This window comes from Gemmatimonadetes bacterium SCN 70-22 (genome assembly GCA_001724275.1).
Lineage (GTDB): Bacteria > Gemmatimonadota > Gemmatimonadetes > Gemmatimonadales > Gemmatimonadaceae > SCN-70-22.
This window is the reverse complement of sequence record MEDZ01000011.1, coordinates 33,541-49,578: the sequence shown is the minus strand read 5'-3', so window position 1 is coordinate 49,578 and position 16,038 is coordinate 33,541. Positions and strand designations below refer to the sequence as shown.

General features: G+C 68.9%; 12 protein-coding genes. 10 read left to right on the top strand and 2 right to left on the bottom strand.

Annotation, left to right across the window (positions count from 1 at the left end):
• The first annotated feature begins 596 nt into the window (after positions 1 to 596).
• The 8 genes from ABS52_07730 (at position 597) to ABS52_07695 (ending at position 9,598) form a co-directional block, all read left to right on the top strand.
• Entirely contained in the window at positions 597 to 971 is a 375-nt protein-coding gene (locus ABS52_07730) for a hypothetical protein (GenBank protein ODT03808.1), read from the top strand.
• Between the two features lie 107 nt (positions 972 to 1,078).
• Complete coding sequence (locus tag ABS52_07725) at positions 1,079 to 1,819, top strand: hypothetical protein (GenBank protein ODT03807.1); 741 nt, start codon at positions 1,079 to 1,081, stop codon at positions 1,817 to 1,819.
• Positions 1,820 to 2,351: 532 nt separating this feature from the next.
• A complete protein-coding gene (locus tag ABS52_07720; GenBank protein ODT03806.1) occupies positions 2,352 to 2,588 on the top strand; it encodes a hypothetical protein in 237 nt (78 codons plus the stop codon).
• A gap of 255 nt (positions 2,589 to 2,843) precedes the next feature.
• Entirely contained in the window at positions 2,844 to 3,119 is a 276-nt protein-coding gene (locus ABS52_07715) for a hypothetical protein (protein ID ODT03805.1), read from the top strand.
• A gap of 271 nt (positions 3,120 to 3,390) precedes the next feature.
• Positions 3,391 to 3,930: a hypothetical protein gene (locus ABS52_07710; GenBank protein ODT03804.1), complete on the top strand. Its 540-nt coding sequence runs from the start codon at positions 3,391 to 3,393 to the stop codon at positions 3,928 to 3,930.
• 427 nt (positions 3,931 to 4,357) lie between these two features.
• Complete coding sequence (locus tag ABS52_07705; protein ID ODT03803.1) at positions 4,358 to 4,840, top strand: hypothetical protein; 483 nt, start codon at positions 4,358 to 4,360, stop codon at positions 4,838 to 4,840.
• Positions 4,841 to 4,974: 134 nt separating this feature from the next.
• Entirely contained in the window at positions 4,975 to 8,211 is a 3,237-nt protein-coding gene (locus tag ABS52_07700) for a hypothetical protein (GenBank protein ID ODT03802.1), read from the top strand.
• 40 nt (positions 8,212 to 8,251) lie between these two features.
• Positions 8,252 to 9,598, top strand: a complete 1,347-nt coding sequence (locus tag ABS52_07695; protein ID ODT03801.1) for a hypothetical protein — start codon at positions 8,252 to 8,254, stop codon at positions 9,596 to 9,598.
• 123 nt (positions 9,599 to 9,721) lie between these two features.
• Here the strand turns inward: ABS52_07695 and ABS52_07690 are convergent, their stop codons facing one another.
• A complete protein-coding gene (locus tag ABS52_07690) occupies positions 9,722 to 10,300 on the bottom strand; it encodes a hypothetical protein (protein ODT03835.1) in 579 nt (192 codons plus the stop codon).
• A 75-nt stretch (positions 10,301 to 10,375) separates the two neighbouring features.
• Positions 10,376 to 12,130 carry a hypothetical protein gene (locus ABS52_07685; protein ODT03800.1) on the bottom strand — a complete coding sequence of 585 codons (1,755 nt, stop codon included), beginning with the start codon at positions 12,128 to 12,130 and terminating at the stop codon, positions 10,376 to 10,378.
• A 120-nt stretch (positions 12,131 to 12,250) separates the two neighbouring features.
• Between ABS52_07685 and ABS52_07680 the strand changes: the two genes are divergently transcribed.
• Both ABS52_07680 and ABS52_07675 read left to right on the top strand, forming a co-directional pair.
• Positions 12,251 to 14,632, top strand: a complete 2,382-nt coding sequence (locus ABS52_07680) for a hypothetical protein (protein ID ODT03799.1) — start codon at positions 12,251 to 12,253, stop codon at positions 14,630 to 14,632.
• Positions 14,629 to 16,038, top strand: coding sequence for a hypothetical protein (locus tag ABS52_07675; protein ODT03798.1), 1,410 nt, complete (start codon positions 14,629 to 14,631; stop codon positions 16,036 to 16,038). The genes ABS52_07680 and ABS52_07675 overlap by 4 nt, the downstream gene beginning before the upstream one ends.

Below are 16,038 nucleotides of genomic sequence, written 5' to 3'. Positions count from 1 at the left end.
GGCTCGGGGGACCCGAGTGGGGAGGGGCACGACGTATCGGTGGATCCACAAGGGCTCAATGGAGGAGCCGCTGGCCCTCATCCAGGCGCGCTACCACCCTTGGCCTGGGGTCCGTCCCCAATCTCCCGGCGCTCACCGCCCGTATCACTGACCGTCTGCGGGACCACCGCGACCGAAGTCCCACCCGCCTCTTCGCCGAGTGCCGGGCGGCGGGCTATAACGGCGGGATCTTCCAGCTCCGCGTCTTCGTCGCCGGCCTTCGTCCACCGCCCTCAACCGGAGCGCTTCCAGACCGTTCCGGTACATCAGGCGCAGGTCGACTTCGCGCGGTGCCGCTTGCCCTGTGGCGTGCGTTGGGCGCTCGTCGTGGTGCTCGGGCACTCGCGCCTGCTCTGGATGCAGTTCTATCCGCCGCAGGATCTCCAGGCGCTTGAGCATCACGACTTGTCGGCCTGCTTCGCCACCTGGGCGGCGTGCCGCGCGAGCTGCTATTCGACCGGATGCGGAGCGTGCTCACGCGCAACGATCACCTGGCGGGCGGGGGCCTCGAGGCGAATCTCAAGTTCGTGCGCTTTGCGCGACATTAGGGCGCCCCCGTGCAGGCCTGTCATTCCGGCCGGGCCCAGACCAAGGACAAGGGCGAGCGGCCGATCCGCTACCTCCGCGAGAGCATTCACTACGGCCGCACGCTCGTGAGCGATGCGGACCTCAACGCGCAGGTCATGACGTGGCTCGACACGGTCGCCAACGTCAGCGTTCACAGCACGACGGACTGCGTGCCGGCCGATCGGTTCGCCACGGTCGTGCGGCCGACGTTGCAGCCGTTACCCACGAGCCCTCATCGCAGCGGGCTGGTCGCGCTGCCCGCACGAAGCGCCGCTCCGCGCACGGCGTCGCCAGTCCCCAGCGTGGTCGTCGAGCGGCGGTCGCTGCAAGACTACGCGGCGTTAGGCCGTGTGGGCGTTTCATGAGCGCCGCCCGTCTGGCCACCACGGCCCCCTCGGTGCGTAAGCATCTCCGCACGCAGCCCCTTAGCGCCCACATCGACCTGCGCAACGCCCGGCGGCTCCAGACTGCGATGCGGGCCGCGCGCCTCCCCGTCCTCACGACGCTCGCCGACTTCGACTTCACGTTCCAGCCGTCGGTCAAGCGCGAGCAACTCGAGAGCCTGTACACGCGCGGCTTCCTCGACCGCAAGGAGAACGTCGAGTTCCTCGGGCCGCCCGGTGTGGGCAGGACGCACCTCGCGCTGTCGCTCGCCGTGCGGGCCGCCGAGCAGGGACGTCGGGTCTACTTTACGACGCTCACAGATCTCCTCCACGCGTTGGAGGATGCCCAAGCCGCGGTACGCTTGCCGCAGTGGCTCCAGACGCTCGTCTTCCTCAGTCTCATGGTGATCGACGAGATCGGCTACCTCCCGATCTCGCGCGTCGGGGCGATGCTCTTCTTCCAGGTCATCGCCCGGCGCTACGAGCACGCCTCGACGATCCGCACGAGCAACAAGGGCTTCGAGGAGTGGGGCGAGAGCTTCGGCGACAACGTCATGGCCGCGGGCCTCATGGACCGCCTCGTGCAACACTGTCACATCGTCAACATTCGGGGCAACAGCTACCGCCTCCGTCCGCACGCCGAACTCACCCGGCGGCTCCATACCCGCCGCCCCCCACCCCCTCCTCACCCCGGGAGCGACGAGGACGTCGCATCGACACCACAGCTGACCTGCCGGGCTAGCCCCCCACCCCGTGTCCCATTTTCCATCGGCGTTGACGGAGGACTCCCCAAGACGCGGTGCAGGACCGCATGGTGCCGCAAGCGATAGCTGTTGCCGCGGATATTCACGATGTGGCAGTCGCGCACGAGCCCGTCGATGCGCTCCGCCGCCATGACGTTGTCGCCGAAGATGTCGCCCCACTCCGACTGCCGGCCGACGTCTGCCATTCCCCACCCCTCCCAAGCGACGAGGCGGGCAGGGACTTGGGCGCGGCGCGCCGCGTAAGTTCGCGCGACCCCGTTGCCGTGAACGCCGGACCAGTGCCGCCGATCGAGCAGACAGCTGGGATCCTCGTCCGATCGGCCCCAAGGAGCGTCGGCCAGAAGCTGCGCGCCCGACCACCTCCACGTTCGACGGTCGAAGCATCCGCCGATGCGCCCGACCACGGCCGGTGGCCGTACTCGCATCCGACCACCCTGTCCCGAAGCCCCTCGGGGGCTCCGCTCTTGTCAGAACATTGCTGTGCGCAGCCGCATTCCATGCAATACACAGGACATTGGCTTTGCAGGAATGCGGCATGGCAACGGACGCACTGCACGAAGCACCGCTGCTACAGTCTCGAAAGGGACCGCTGGAGCTCGTGATCCTGGCGGCCCAGCGGGAGCAGCCGCGCTACAGCCTGGCGCTGTTGCGCCTTCTGCAGCGCCTCCCCACGACCACCGTCACAGAGGTCACCTTGCATCAGCCGCTGAATCGCCTCGAGCGGGACGGGCTGGTGAATGCCAACTGGGTGCAGGAAGGCGAGAGCCGACCTCGCAAATACTACGAGCTGTCCGCCAGGGGCAAGCACGAATTCATTGCGCTGGCGCAGGCATGAAAGCAGTCGGTCGCCGACATCAATGCGCTGCTGGCCGACCTGGACAGCGTCAAACATCCTACCGAACGACGCTGACATGATTGCCCGTCATCCGATCCAGGCCTACGTGCGCGCCGCCGCCGACGGGGTTCCGCATCATCCGGCGCGTCCGATCGCCGCGGGTGGCACGCCATCCTCTTGCCACCTTGGCGAGACCGACGTCGCTTACAGGGCGGGCGACGACGGACCATGCATGTTCCACCAGGGCGACGCGGGATGTCCCAGGCGGTGCGCGGCAACAGCCGTGAGGGATGTTACGCAGAGGAGAAGCGCCATGCAGTGACCGACTCCTTCGCGCTGGAGGTGACATGCCCGACGGACCAGAGTCGATTCATCATGCGGGCATCGCCGCGCTTACTCTTCGGGAATCACGAGACCAAGCACCTGCAGGGCAATCTCCAGTCGACGCACAAGAAGCACTTCAACGCTGCCGCCATTCTTGGCCGGCCCCAGTCCGAGCTCCTCGGCGATGATGCGTTCCTTGGTCGCTGAATGACCTCAATGGTATCGTGCGCAGGCGCTATCGCCGGATCTGGTATCCGACACCTGATGCCAATGAGGAGGCCTTGCTGCTCAACCCCGGGACGGGACCATCGTGGTAGCGCAGCGACTGCAAGGCCGCATCCCTCGCAGCACCCCGACTTTCGGCCAACGGGAGTCCACGATGCCCTCACGCACACCGCCGCACGTCACGCGCAGCCACTCGACGCTCCCCGCCGGTAATCGCGCGGACACCCCGCCAGTACCAACACCCCCCCCGACCGTGAACCCTCCGTCCGGTCTCCGCCTGATCGCGGCCTTCGAGGCCGCCAAGGGATTCCTGGTGCTCGTGGCGGGGTCGGGGGTGCTCCTCCTGCTTCATGCCAACGTCCAGGCGCTCGCGCAACGCCTGGTGGCGCACTTGCACCTGAATCCCGCCAACCGAATCCCGCTCGTCTTCCTGCACCTGGCCGCCGAATCGACCAGCACCCGGTTGCGGTGGCTCGCGATGGGGGCGCTGACGTACGCATTGCTCCGACTGTGGGAAGCCGTGGGGCTCTGGACTGGGCGGCGCTGGGCCGAGATGATGGGGGTGCTGTCAGGGCTCGTCTACATCCCGTTCGAGCTGCGGCTGCTATACCGGCACCCGGGTTTCGAACCCCTCATCGCCGTCTCGGTCAACGTGGTCGTGGTCTGGTACCTGTGGGTACGACTCCGGCCTGATGGGGAGCCTGCTGATCGGCACGGCGGGTGGCGTCGTTGGGGTCCGGGTGCTCGACGGAGCCGCGCGCACGCGTCGATGCGCAGAACGACGACAAGGTGAACCTGAACGCGGAGATGCAGGTCCTGAGCCTGCACGCCAAGTTCGACACGCTCATCGCCACGCGACTGGCGGAATTGGAGGCGCGGCTGGCGGCTCAGGCGGCGCTCCTGGAGCGCCTGGCTCGTCCGACGGGCGAGGAGACCGGCGGGGCGGAGTCGCCGGCGTCGTAGCGCGGGGCGATCTCCCAAGAGAATCTGAACGCCCAGCCCCCCTCAAACGTTGTATACGGTCCCGTCGCCCGATTTGGGTCTTGCGGTGATTTGCGCAGCGCGTACTGTGAGCGCCGATCAGGCGACACCTTTGCATACCGCTGACGTTGCAGCTGGAGAAGCTCAGGATGGCCTCACGGGCACCCGCCCACCGGTCAGACCAGGCCGGGGAACCGCCACGCATTCACCACGCGCACCCCACGCGTGCCGCGCGCCTGGTGCGCCCCGCACGTCGCGGGCGCCGGGCGCAGCTCGCGAGCGCGGCACGCCTCCTCACCCTCGCCCTCCTGGCCGGATGCTACAAGTTCGTCCCGGTGGCCGGCGGGGCACCGGCGGGGGCGATAGTGCGCGTGCGGCTCAACGAGCAGGGGGCCACGACCCTGGGCAAGCGGCTCGGCGTCGCCCCCGCGACCCTCGAGGGCGAAGTCCTCGACGCGACGCGTGACTCGCTGGTCATCCGGATGACCGCCTCCACCTCCGCCTTCACGGCGCAACGCGTCACCTGGGTGGGCGAGCGCGTCGCGATCCCCGCCGACGCGGTGGCATCCACGGAACGCCGCACCCTCGACAAGCGGCGCACGATGGTCGTGGCGGCATCGGCAGTGGCAGGTTCGATCGTGGTCTTCCTTGGCGTGCGAAACATGCGCGGTGTGGCGGGGGGCGACGGCACACCCGGGGGCGGTGGGGGAACTCCTCCCTGATCCGCCCCGCCGGGGCGCGGCAGTCGCCATCAGCTGGAAAGCTCGTGTCCATTAGTTGCATCTCACCACAGTCGGAGGGACGTTGGATGATCAGATGGGTCGTTAACCAAATCACCGGGGGCATCGCCGCGGCGATGTTCCTGGGACTGGCGAGCGCAGGAACGAGTGCGCACGCACAGGTCGCCCCGACCAGTGGCGGCACGATCGAGGGCGTGGTCCGCGACGCCGCCAGCCAGCAGCCGCTCGCCAACGCGCAGGCGTTCATCGTCGGCACGGGGATCGGCGCCAGCACCAGCGCCACCGGGACGTTCCGGCTCACCAACGTCCCGGTGGGGACGGTCGAGGTGCGCGTGCGCCTCATCGGCTATGCCCAGGCGACCCGGAGCGTGACGGTCACCCTGGGCGAGACGGCGCGCGTCGAGTTCGCCCTCCAGCAGTCGGCGTTGCAGCTGGAAGCGGTGGTCACCACGGGCACCGGCACGGCGGTGGAAACCAAGAAGCTCGGCAACACGATCGGCACGGTCGACGTCGCCGAGCTCCGGAGCGCCCCCATCCAGACGCCGACCGAGGCGCTCGCGGCCCGCATGCCGGGCGTCATGGTCCTCCCGTCCAGCGGCGTCACGGGCGGCGGCGCACGCATCCGCATCCGTGGCAACGCCTCGCTCTCGCAGTCCAACAACCCGATCATCTACATCGACGGCGTCCGGATGGACAACGGCGGGTCGGGCTTCGGCGGAACGGCGACCTCGCGCCTCGACGACATCGACCCGACGTCGATCGAGCGCATCGAGGTACTGAAGGGGGCCGCCGCCGCGACGCTCTACGGCACCGAGGCCTCCAACGGCGTCATCCAGATCTTCACCAAGAAGGGCGCGCAGGGAAATGCCCGGTGGAACCTGGACTACGAGCGCTCACAGCTGGCATACCCGGGCGACCGCGTCGCCCCCAATACGGGCTTCGCCCGTACCCCGGAGCAGGCCGCGCTGCTGAGCAAGCTGTACAGCCAGAAGATCACCCCCTTCGTGCCGTTCGGCTACAACGTCACGGAGCAGCTGTACGAGACGGGCTACGGCAACGTGGTCAACGGCTCGGTGGCCGGCGGCACGGAGCGCATGACGTACTACGTGGGCGGGCGCTATCAGTATGAAGACGGCCCCTTCACGTCGGACAAGCTGGGCGGCCTGGCCGCCGACATCGCGCGCCGCACGCAGACCTCGATGAACCTGAACATCTTCCCGCGCGAGAAGATCAACATCGGCTTCCAGTCACGCTACACGCTGCTGCACAGCGAGGTCCCGCAGGGGGGCAACTCGATCTACTCGCCGTATGCCCAGGCGATGTATGCGCGCCCGGACATGGGGTATTGCCTCGACGACAACGGCGTCAAGTCGATCGATGCCATTGCGGGCAACGGGCGCTGCAAGCGCATCGGGAATCCGTTCGGCAACACGCTCAGCAACACCGTCCGCGAGTCGTTGCAGCATGAGATCTACCAGGACGGGACGCACTACACGGGCGCCCTGAGCGCCCGCTGGACGCCGAGCACGGAGTTCAACTTCGACGCGACGCTCGGGCTCGACAACACGTCGATGCGCGCGGTGAGCTTCTGGCCGTTCGGGAACGCGGTGGACCGCTTCTCGCTCAACGCCCCCGACGGCTCGCGCAGCGTCGACGACCTCTGGCAGCAGAACATCACCCTGGACGTGAAGACGAGCTGGGATCGCCAGTTCACCCCCGCCATCCGCTCGACGCTCGTGGTGGGCGGGCAGGGGTTCATCACGCACCAGCGCAACGAAGGGGGGTCCAACCGGAACTTCCCCGGCCCGGGGCTCGAAGTGGTCGGGGCCGGCAACACGCCGAGCGTGTACGAGGGGCTCGTGAAGGTGGTGAACGCGGGCTACTTCGTGCAGGAGCAGGTGGGGTTGAACGACTGGATCTTCGGTACCGTCGGGGCGCGCTACGACTACAACAGCGCCTTCGGCGAGAGCGCCGGCGGAGTGCTGTACCCGAAGGCGAGCATCTCGGTGGTCCCGTCCGACCGCCCGTGGTGGACCTCGGGACTGGTGTCGACGTTCCGCGTTCGCGCGGCGATCGGCCGTTCGGGGCGCCAGCCGGGGGCGTTCGACAAGTTCACGACGTATCGCGCGCAGGCGGCATCGACGGGCGGTGGCCTGATGCCCGACAACCTCGGGAACCCGGACCTCAAGCCCGAGGTCTCGACCGAGATCGAGGCGGGCGCCGAAGCGGGCTTCCTCAACGATCGCGTGAGCCTCACGGTCACCAACTGGCACCGCAAGGTGACGGACGCGCTGGTGCAGAAGCAGTTCCCGCTCTCCGGTGGCTTCACCGCCCGCCAGCTGGCCAACATCGGCGAGCTCGAGGCGAACGGGTGGGAGATCGGCCTGAACGGGTACGTGGTCAACAAGCCGAACCTGTCGGTCGACCTCTTCGCGAACGCGTCGTACCTGCACCAGAACGTGGTGAGCCTGGGTGGCGCGCCGCCAATCAAGGTGCAGGGGTCGTACGTGCGCATTCGCGGCTTCATCAAGGAGGGGTATGCCCCGGGTTCGCTGTTCGGGGCCAAGATCATGGCGCCGTGCAGCAGCTACGGGAATCCGGCGGCACAGGCCAAGGGCGGCTGCCTCAAGGCGGACGAGACGCCGTTCACGTTAGGCACGACCGGGCGCGCGGCCACCAAGGCCGAGCTGCTGGCGGCGCTCGCCAACCCGATCAACCCGACCAACCTGAAGCTCCTCCGCGCCGACGACAACGGCAACGGTGACTACCTCGATCACTACCAGGGGAAGCCGATGCCGGACTGGCAGGGCGCCTTCGGCGGCAACGTCCGCGTGGGGAAGCGCTGGAAGGTCGCGACCCTGTTCGAGTACAAGACGGGGAACTACACGATCACCAACCTCACCGACGCCTTCCGCAACGCCTCCCCGACGCTCGGCCGCAACAAGATGGCCGCCACGAAGGTCGAGGCCACGCTCCTGAACCCGGCGTCGACGGCGGAACAGCGCTACGACGCCGCCATGAAGTGGCTGGGACTGGTGGCGCTGTCGCCGTACGACGGGGCCAACCAGAACGATCCGGGCGACATGATCCGCTGGCGTGAGCTGAGCCTGACCTACACGGCGCCGGCAAGCTTCGCCTCGCGCATCGGCGCCAGCGAGATGCAGTTCATGTTCGCGGCGCGCAACCTGATGCTCTGGACGCGCTACCCCGGCACCGACCCCGAGGCCAACTGGGGCGGTGTCTCGAACAGCCTCTCGTCGAACCAGGTCGACAACAACTTCTATGAATCGAGCGACACCTTCGCACTTCCGCTTCCGCGTCGCTTCGCCCTCACCGTCCGCCTTGGCTTCTAGGGAGCATCGACGATCCATGATTTCGAGAATCGCAGATCCGATGCACGCGCGCCGGCAGGCTCGGCGGGCGACCCTCGCACTTGGCGTGGTCGGCGCCCTCCTGACGGGCGCGTGCGGCAGCCTGCTGGATGTAGAGAACCCGAACAACGTCAATGCCGATGCGCTCAAGGTGCCCGCGTCGGCCGCGGCGCAGGCAAACGGGACCCTGGCCGCGCTGACACGCGGCGCGGTGCAGCTGGTGGGGCACGCCGAAATCGCCAGCGACAACCTCGTCTGGAGCGGTTCGCTGGACGGCGTAGACCGGCTCAGCCGTGGCGAGGTGCGCGATCCCTACAACGAGTTCCTCGAGGACGCGTTCAATGGGATGACGCCAGCGCGCTTCATGGCGGCGCGCACCATCAAGCAGCTCGAGGAGTTCAAGGCAGCCGGGACGCTGGCCGATCCCACGCAGCTGGCGCTCGCCAACCTCTATGGTGCGATCACGTACGACTTCCTGGCCAACCACTTCGACAACTTCGTGATTGCCTCGAACCAGCGTGAGGCGGGCGATGCGGTGGGGCCGGACAAGATGGTCACACTGTACGACTCGGCGGAAGCGGCGGCGACCCGCGCCCTCACCTCCGTCCCGGCGGCCAACACGCTCCTCAGGGGACAGGTCCTGGCGATGCGAGCCCGGGCGAAGTTCGATCGCGCGATCTGGCGCAAGCTGAACCCCTCCGGCAAGACGCCGGCGCAGCCGCTGGTCGACGACCAGGGAGCGGCGGACGACGCCATCGCCGCACTCCCGCTGTTGGGTAGCGACTATCGCTACAAGCTGGAGGTGCAGACGGGAATGGGGTGGGGGAACTGCTTCCTCCCGTCGTGCACGAACTCCCGACGCGAAGTCATCTTCAACCCGGCGCTCGCCACCTACAACTACACCACCAAGGTGATGACGGTGGCGCTGAAGGATCCGATCACGGGGCAGCCCGATCCGGCGGTGGGGCAGCTGCTCACCGAGTTCGTCAACGGGCTGACGATGTCGCCGCTGACCGTGACCGGTTCGCGAGACATGCTCCTGATCGCGGCGGAGGTGGCGCTGGCGAAAGGGAACACCACGGAATTCACGTCGCGCATCAACCAGCTTCGCGCCCTCAACGCCCTCCCTCCGTGGACGGGCGCGGCGGGACAGCCCACCGCGCTCGAGATCCTGATACACGAGCGCCGGGCAAACACGGTGATGCAGGGACGGCGGCTGAACGACATGTACCGCTTCGGCATCGTGAGCCCGGCCTGGGGCGCGACGTCGGAGGCGCGAGTCTGTCCGGGATCCCTGTTCCCGATCACCAACGGCGAGCGCCTGTCCAACCCCAAGGTGGCCAGCGTGCAACCGGCCTGCGGGCAGTAACCGCGGCAGGCGATACGACAAACGGGGTGGTGCCGCAGCTGGCGCCACCCCGTTCGTGTTCTCCCCGCAAGACTTCCTGACGCAGGCTACCGATGCCTGGCGCGCCGCCTATGATCGCCGCGCTCAGCGCCGCGCTATGCGCACGATGCGCGCACGCCGGATCTGGTCGAGCATGGGGAAGTCGCGCGCCAGATACGCCTCTCCCTCGCTGGTGATGCGCTCCTGCGTGGGCCCCTTGCCGCGCGGTGCCCCCTCGCCGTAGCCGGTGTAGAGCGAGTCGACCACCGCCATCCCGGCCACCACCTGCCCCACCACGGCGAAGCCGAGGCGGTCGAGCCGCTGGTTGTCGCGCAGGTTGATGAACAGCTGCGTGGTGCGCGAGTCGCGGCCCGCGGCGGCGAAGGCCAGCGTCCCGCGCACGTTGCTGCGGGTCACCGAGTCGTCGGCGATGCGGCGCGTGCGGAAGGCGGCCGTCACGCTGGGGTCGGCAGCGAGCCCGAACTGCACGACGAAGTTTGGCACGGCGCGGAAGAAGCGCGCGCCGTCGTAGTAGCCGTTGCGCACGAGCCAGTACACGCGGTCCACGCCGCGCGGTGCCCAGTCGCGATGGAGCATCAGGTCGATGTCGCCCTTGCTGGTCTCGAAGCGGACGACGAACGAGTCGGGGGCGGGCGCGTCGAGTCCGGCGGGACTGGGTGCCAGGAGGGGCGATGGGCGCGAGCAGGCGGTGAGCGCGAGGGGCAAGGCCAGCGCGAGCAGGAAACGGCGAGGCATGGGTCAGGACGGGGTGAGGGCGGACAGGTGGCCGCGGAGCGCCTCGCGCACCCTCGCGCGCCCCTCGTCGATGGCACGCATGGTCTCGCCACTGGCCCCGCCGACCTCGATATCAGCAGTGGCGGCCAGGGCGCCGTCGTACCAGCTCCCCCACGTCTCCAGGATGTCGCGCTCCTTCACGATGTCGCCCCCCTTGGCCACCTCGGCGGCGCCGAGCGCGCGCTCCGCCGCGAGGCGAGCCAGCGCGGCACGCTCCACTTCGCCCACGATGGCTCGCGCCGCAGCGCCGTCGGCGCTCGCCAGCACCAACGCACTGGCCAACGCGCTCACGCCCACGTTCTTCAGCTCTGCCGCCGAGACCTTGTCGATGCGGTCGCCATCGGTATGGTAGAACTGGTCGGTGAAGTGCCAGAAGAGGAGCCCGGGCTTCTTCGCCTTGAGGAAGGGGGTATGGTCGCTCCCTCCCTCGAAGGGATTGGTCCTGACGACCCAACCGTTGGTGGCCGCCAGCTCGAGGCAGCGGTTCAGGACGTAGTCGTTGAAGTAGTGCGGCGCCATCTGCTCCTTCGTGAGCGGCGAACCGCCCCACTCGCTGTGCCGGTCCTCGCCGCGCGTCCAGATGGCGCTTGGGTCGGGCATCTTCTCGATGAGGAAGGTTCCTCCGGTCTTCTTCGTGTCCTCGCCGACCATGTCGAGCGAGAGTCCCCACCGGATGCCGCGCGCGCGCACGCTATCCTGCGTGATGTAGCGGTCGGTGGATCGGATCTCGAGCCCCCACAGGAAGGTGATGGTCCGCTTGGGGTCGGCCTTCCCCGCCTTGACCAGATCGGCCGCCACGCGCGCCATCTCGACCTGTGCCCCCACTCCGGAGGCGTTGTCGTTGGCCCCGGGCTCCTGCACGTGGGCGCTGAAGACGAAACGCTCGGCGGGGTGGCTGCTCCCGCGCACCTCGGCCACCACGGTGCGCTCCACGGCGTTCGGGGTCCAGGCGACTCCCGTCTTCACGCGGACCCGCACGGCCCCCTTGGCCAGCGCGGCGCGCAGGCGGGTGCGCGCGTCGTGGGAGAGGGCGATGCCCCACGCCCGATGGGTGGTGTCGTAGGGGATGCCGCCGAACTGGATGGAATGCGTGTTCTTCGACGGCTGGGTGTAGGCGGGCATGGCGTACGCGAGCACGCCGAGCGCCCCGCGCTTCAACACCGCCTCGGCGAAGAGGCGGCCGACGCTGGCGTCGGCGATGACGATGCGCCCGGCCACGTGCGCGGAGTCGAGGGCTGCGGGTGTCCCCGTCCCTGCGTCGACCAGCTCGGCGACGACGCCCGTGTCGGGCGTGCTCCAGGAGTTGGTGGCCAGCATGTTGCGGTTGGTGGTCAGCTGCAACACGGGAGCGCGCTGGCCCACGATCTCGACCGATGCCAAGCGCGGCTCCCACGCCGGGTTGCTCATGGGATAGCGTTCGATGCGATAGGTGAGGCGTGCCGAGGCGGGGGCCCGGTCTTCCCGCACGTACCCCGCGCGCTCGAGACGCTGGGCGACATGGTCGATGCTGGCGTCGAAGCCGCGATTCCCCGGCCAGCGGACGAACTGGTCGAGGAAGGCGACCGTCTCCCTGGCGCGCGCTCCCGAGTACCGTGGCTCGACCAGGCGCAGGACGCCGGCGGAGGGCGAGGGAGCAGGCTGCGCGTGGAGTGGGGGAGCAACGAGCCAGCAAGCGGCCCAGGTGGAAGCGAGGAGGAGCTGCGTGAGTTGGCGGCGCATGCGGTTGGCCTGAGGGTGTCGAGGTTGGAAAGGTATCATCGCCGAGCGTTGCTTGACGCTCTCCACCCCCCGGTCCAGCTTCGGGCAACGCAAGCGCACCGTCCCCACACCACGTCTCACATGCCAAGGATCCAACGCGCCCACGTCAGGTCCGCGCTGGCGGTCACGTGCCTCGCCATCGCCAGCGCCGCAGCGGCTCATGATGCCGCGGCGCAGGGAGCCCAGCGTGCAGCGGCATCGAGCGCCATCCCGACCCCTGCCTCGATCCTCGGCTGGGAGCCCGGGACGGACCGCAAGCTCCCCACCTGGAACCAGGTCACGACGTACTTCCGCGCCCTCGACAAGGCGTCGCCGCGCGTCGCGGTGCGCACCCTGGGCAAGACGGTGCAGGGGCGCGACTTCATCGTCGCCTTCATCGCCGACCCCGCCACCCTCGCCTCGCTCGAGCGCTACCGCCAGATCCAGCGCCGGTTGATGGACCCGCGGCTGCGATCGGCGGGAGAGCTGGAGCGCCTCCTCGACCAGGGGAAGAACGTCATCCTGGTGACGTCGAGCATCCACAGCACGGAGGTGGGCGGCTTCCTCACCCCGCTCGTCCTGGCCGATCGCCTGGCGCGCGGCAACTCGGCGGAGGTGCGGTCGATCCTGGCGAACACGATCATCATGCTCGTCCCGTCGCAGAATCCGGACGGCGTCGACATCGTGGGGAACTGGTATCGCTCGACGCTGGGGACGCCCGCCGAGGGGACGCCGCCACCGGAGCTGTACCACCACTACGTGGGGCACGACAACAACCGCGACTGGTACGCCTTCACCCAGCCCGAGACGCGGTACACCATCGATTCGCTGTACGGGCCGTGGGTGCCGCAGATCGTGAACGACATCCACCAGCAGCAGTCCAACGCGGGGCGGATCTTCATCCCGCCGTACATGGACCCGCTGGAGCCCAACATCGATCCCATCCTCACCGCGGCCACCAATTCGTTAGGCATGGCGATGGCGTGGCGGATGGTGTCGGAGGGGAAGGTGGGGATCGCGACCAACGCCTCGTACGACCAGTGGTCGCCGGCCCGGCAGTTCTCGCTCAACCATCGCGGGGTGCGCATCCTCACGGAGACGGCGAGCGCGCGCCTGGCGACGCCGATCGACGTCCCGTTCAGCGCCCTGGGGACGGCGCGCGGCTACGACGCGCGCGTGCAGAGCTGGAACTTCCCGGCGCTCTGGAAGGGGGGGCGCTGGGGGATCGGCGACATCGTGGCCTACCAGTCGAGCGCGACCTGGGCGCTGCTGTCGCAGGCGGCGCGCGACCGTCGCCAGTGGCTGGAGGGGTACGCCAGGCTCGGGGAGCGCGCGCTGGCGGCCGACCATCCGTGGACGATGGACTCGCTGGTGCCGACGGCGTACGTGATCCCGAAGGGGCAGAAGGACGCGCAGGCGGTGCAGCGCCTGCTGTGGACGCTGCAGCACGGGATGGTGGAGGTGCGCGAGACGACGGCCCCGGTGGCGGCCGAGGGGGAGACGTTCCCGGCGGGGAGCTACGCGGTCGTCATCCGCCAGAACTTCGGGGCGTACGCCAACGCCTTGTTGCAGCCGCAGCGCTATCCCAACCTGCGCGAGTATCCCGGCGGGCCGCCCAAGCGCCCGTACGACGTCACGGCGCACACCCTCCCGCTCCTGTTCGGCGTCGACGCCATCGCCGTGTACGGCGAGGTCCCGGTGTCGCGGGCGCCGATTGCCGCGGTGGCCGAGCCCGCGTACCGCGTGGCCGGGCTCACCGGCAACGCGTCGCGCCGCATCGCGATCTACAAGTCGCACGCCGCCAGCATGGACGAGGGGTGGACGCGGTGGGTCTTCGACAGCTACAAGGTTCCGTACCGCAGCATCGCCGATCGCGACCTGCGGGCGGGGCGGCTCAACGACCGCTTCGACGTCATCATCCTTCCCGACCAGTCGGCGGGGGCGATCGCCCGCGGGCTGGGGGGGAACTACCCCGACTCGCTGCGCGGCGGCGTGGGCGAGGCAGGGGCGCGCGCCCTCAACGCGTTCGTGGAGAACGGGGGGACGGTGCTCGCCTTCAACGAGGCGAGCGACTACGCCATCGAGACGTTCAAGCTCCCGGTGAAGAACGTCCTGTCGGGGGTGCGCTCCACGGACTTCTACGCCCCGGGGTCGCTCTTCCGGGTAAGGCTCGACAAGGCCAACCCGATCGCGGCCGGGCACACGGCGTCGACGGCGGCCGTCTGGTTCGAGGACTCGCCCGCCTTCGAGATCACCGACGCCACGCGCGCCCGCGCGGTGGCCACCTACGAGGCGAGCGGCAACGCGCTCCTCTCCGGCTGGCTCCTCGGCGCCGAGCGACTGAACGGCAAGGCGGCGCTGGTGGAGGCGACGGTGGGGAAGGGAAGGGTCGTCCTCTACGGCTTCCGCCCGCAGTACCGCGGGCAGTCGGTCGCCACCCTCCCGCTCATCTGGGACGCCATCGGGCGAGGGCCGGCGCAGTGACCACGATCCGCCGCTATTCCGCCGCCGCGTTGCTCCTGGCGGCCATCCCCGCACTGGCCGGGGCCCAGCACATCGGCAAGACCAGGTGGGACTCCACGGCCCGCGACCTGTTCAAGGAGCTCATCGAGATCAACACCACCGAGAGCTCGGGGAGCACGCTCACGGCCGCGCGGGCGATGGCGGCGCGACTCCAGGCGGCCGGCTTCCCCGACTCGGACGTCGTCGTGATCCGGCAGAACGACCGCAAGGGGAACCTGGTGGCCCGCCTGCGCGGGAAGAACGTGACCCGCAAGCCGCTCCTCCTCCTGTCGCACATCGACGTGGTCGAGGCGAAGGCCGAGGACTGGACGCTTCCGCCGTTCACCTTCGTGGAGAAGGACAGCACCTTCTACGGGCGCGGCGTGGCCGACGACAAGGACGACAGCGCCATGCACCTGACGACCATCATGCGCCTGAAGGCCGAAGGGTACGCCGGTGATCGCGACATCATCGTCGCGCTCACCGCCGACGAGGAAGGGGGGCCGGACAACGGCGTCGACTACCTCCTCGAGCACCACCGCGCGCTGATCGACGCCGAGTACGCCTTCAACGAAGGGGGAGGCGGGCGGGTGCGTGACGGGAGGTACCTCTCGCACGACATCCAGGCGGCCGAGAAGGTCTACGTCGACTTCCAGCTGGAGACGACGAATCCGGGCGGGCACTCGTCGCAGCCGGTCAAGGACAACGCCATCACGCAGCTGTCGCAGGCGCTGGTGAAGGTCGGGGCGTTCGACTTCCCCGTGCACCTCAACGACGTGACCCGCACCTACTTCGAGCGTTCGGCGGCGATCACCCCCGGCCCCATGGGCGAGGCGATGCGCGCGGTGGCCCGGAATCCGAACGACGCCAGGGCGGTGGCGCTGCTCTCGAGCGACAAGGCGTACAACTCGCAGCTGCGCACCAGTTGCGTGGCGACGATGCTGGAGGGGGGGCACGCGCCCAACGCCCTCCCGCAGCGCGCGCGCGCCAACGTGAACTGCCGCATCCTCCCCAACGACGACCCCGAGGAGATCCACCGGACGCTGGAGCGGGTGATCGGCGATCCCAAGGTCACGGTGAAGCCCGTTGCGCCTGCCAAGCCCTCGCCACCGTCGCCCCTGACGCCGGCGCTGATGGGAGAGGTGGAACGCGTCACGAAGGAGATGTGGCCCGGGGTCCCCGTGATCCCGACGATGAGCACCGGCGCCACCGACGGGCTGTACCTCCGCAACGCGGGGATCCCGGTGTACGGCGTGAGCGGCTTCTTCTACGGCGACACGTTCGCCCACGGAATGAACGAGCGCATCCCGCAGAAGGCGTTCTTCGAGGGGATCGAGTTCACGTACCGGCTGGTGAAGCGGGTGACGGCGCCGAGCGCGGTGCAGTAG

Coding starts and splice junctions, on each gene's coding strand:
- ABS52_07685 (ODT03800.1), bottom strand. CDS start 12,130: ATGCGCCGCCAACTCACGCAGCTCCTCCTCGCTTCCACCTGGGCCGCT.
- ABS52_07695 (ODT03801.1), top strand. CDS start 8,252: ATGCACGCGCGCCGGCAGGCTCGGCGGGCGACCCTCGCACTTGGCGTG.
- ABS52_07680 (ODT03799.1), top strand. CDS start 12,251: ATGCCAAGGATCCAACGCGCCCACGTCAGGTCCGCGCTGGCGGTCACG.
- ABS52_07725 (ODT03807.1), top strand. CDS start 1,079: ATGCGGGCCGCGCGCCTCCCCGTCCTCACGACGCTCGCCGACTTCGAC.
- ABS52_07700 (ODT03802.1), top strand. CDS start 4,975: ATGTTCCTGGGACTGGCGAGCGCAGGAACGAGTGCGCACGCACAGGTC.
- ABS52_07715 (ODT03805.1), top strand. CDS start 2,844: ATGTCCCAGGCGGTGCGCGGCAACAGCCGTGAGGGATGTTACGCAGAG.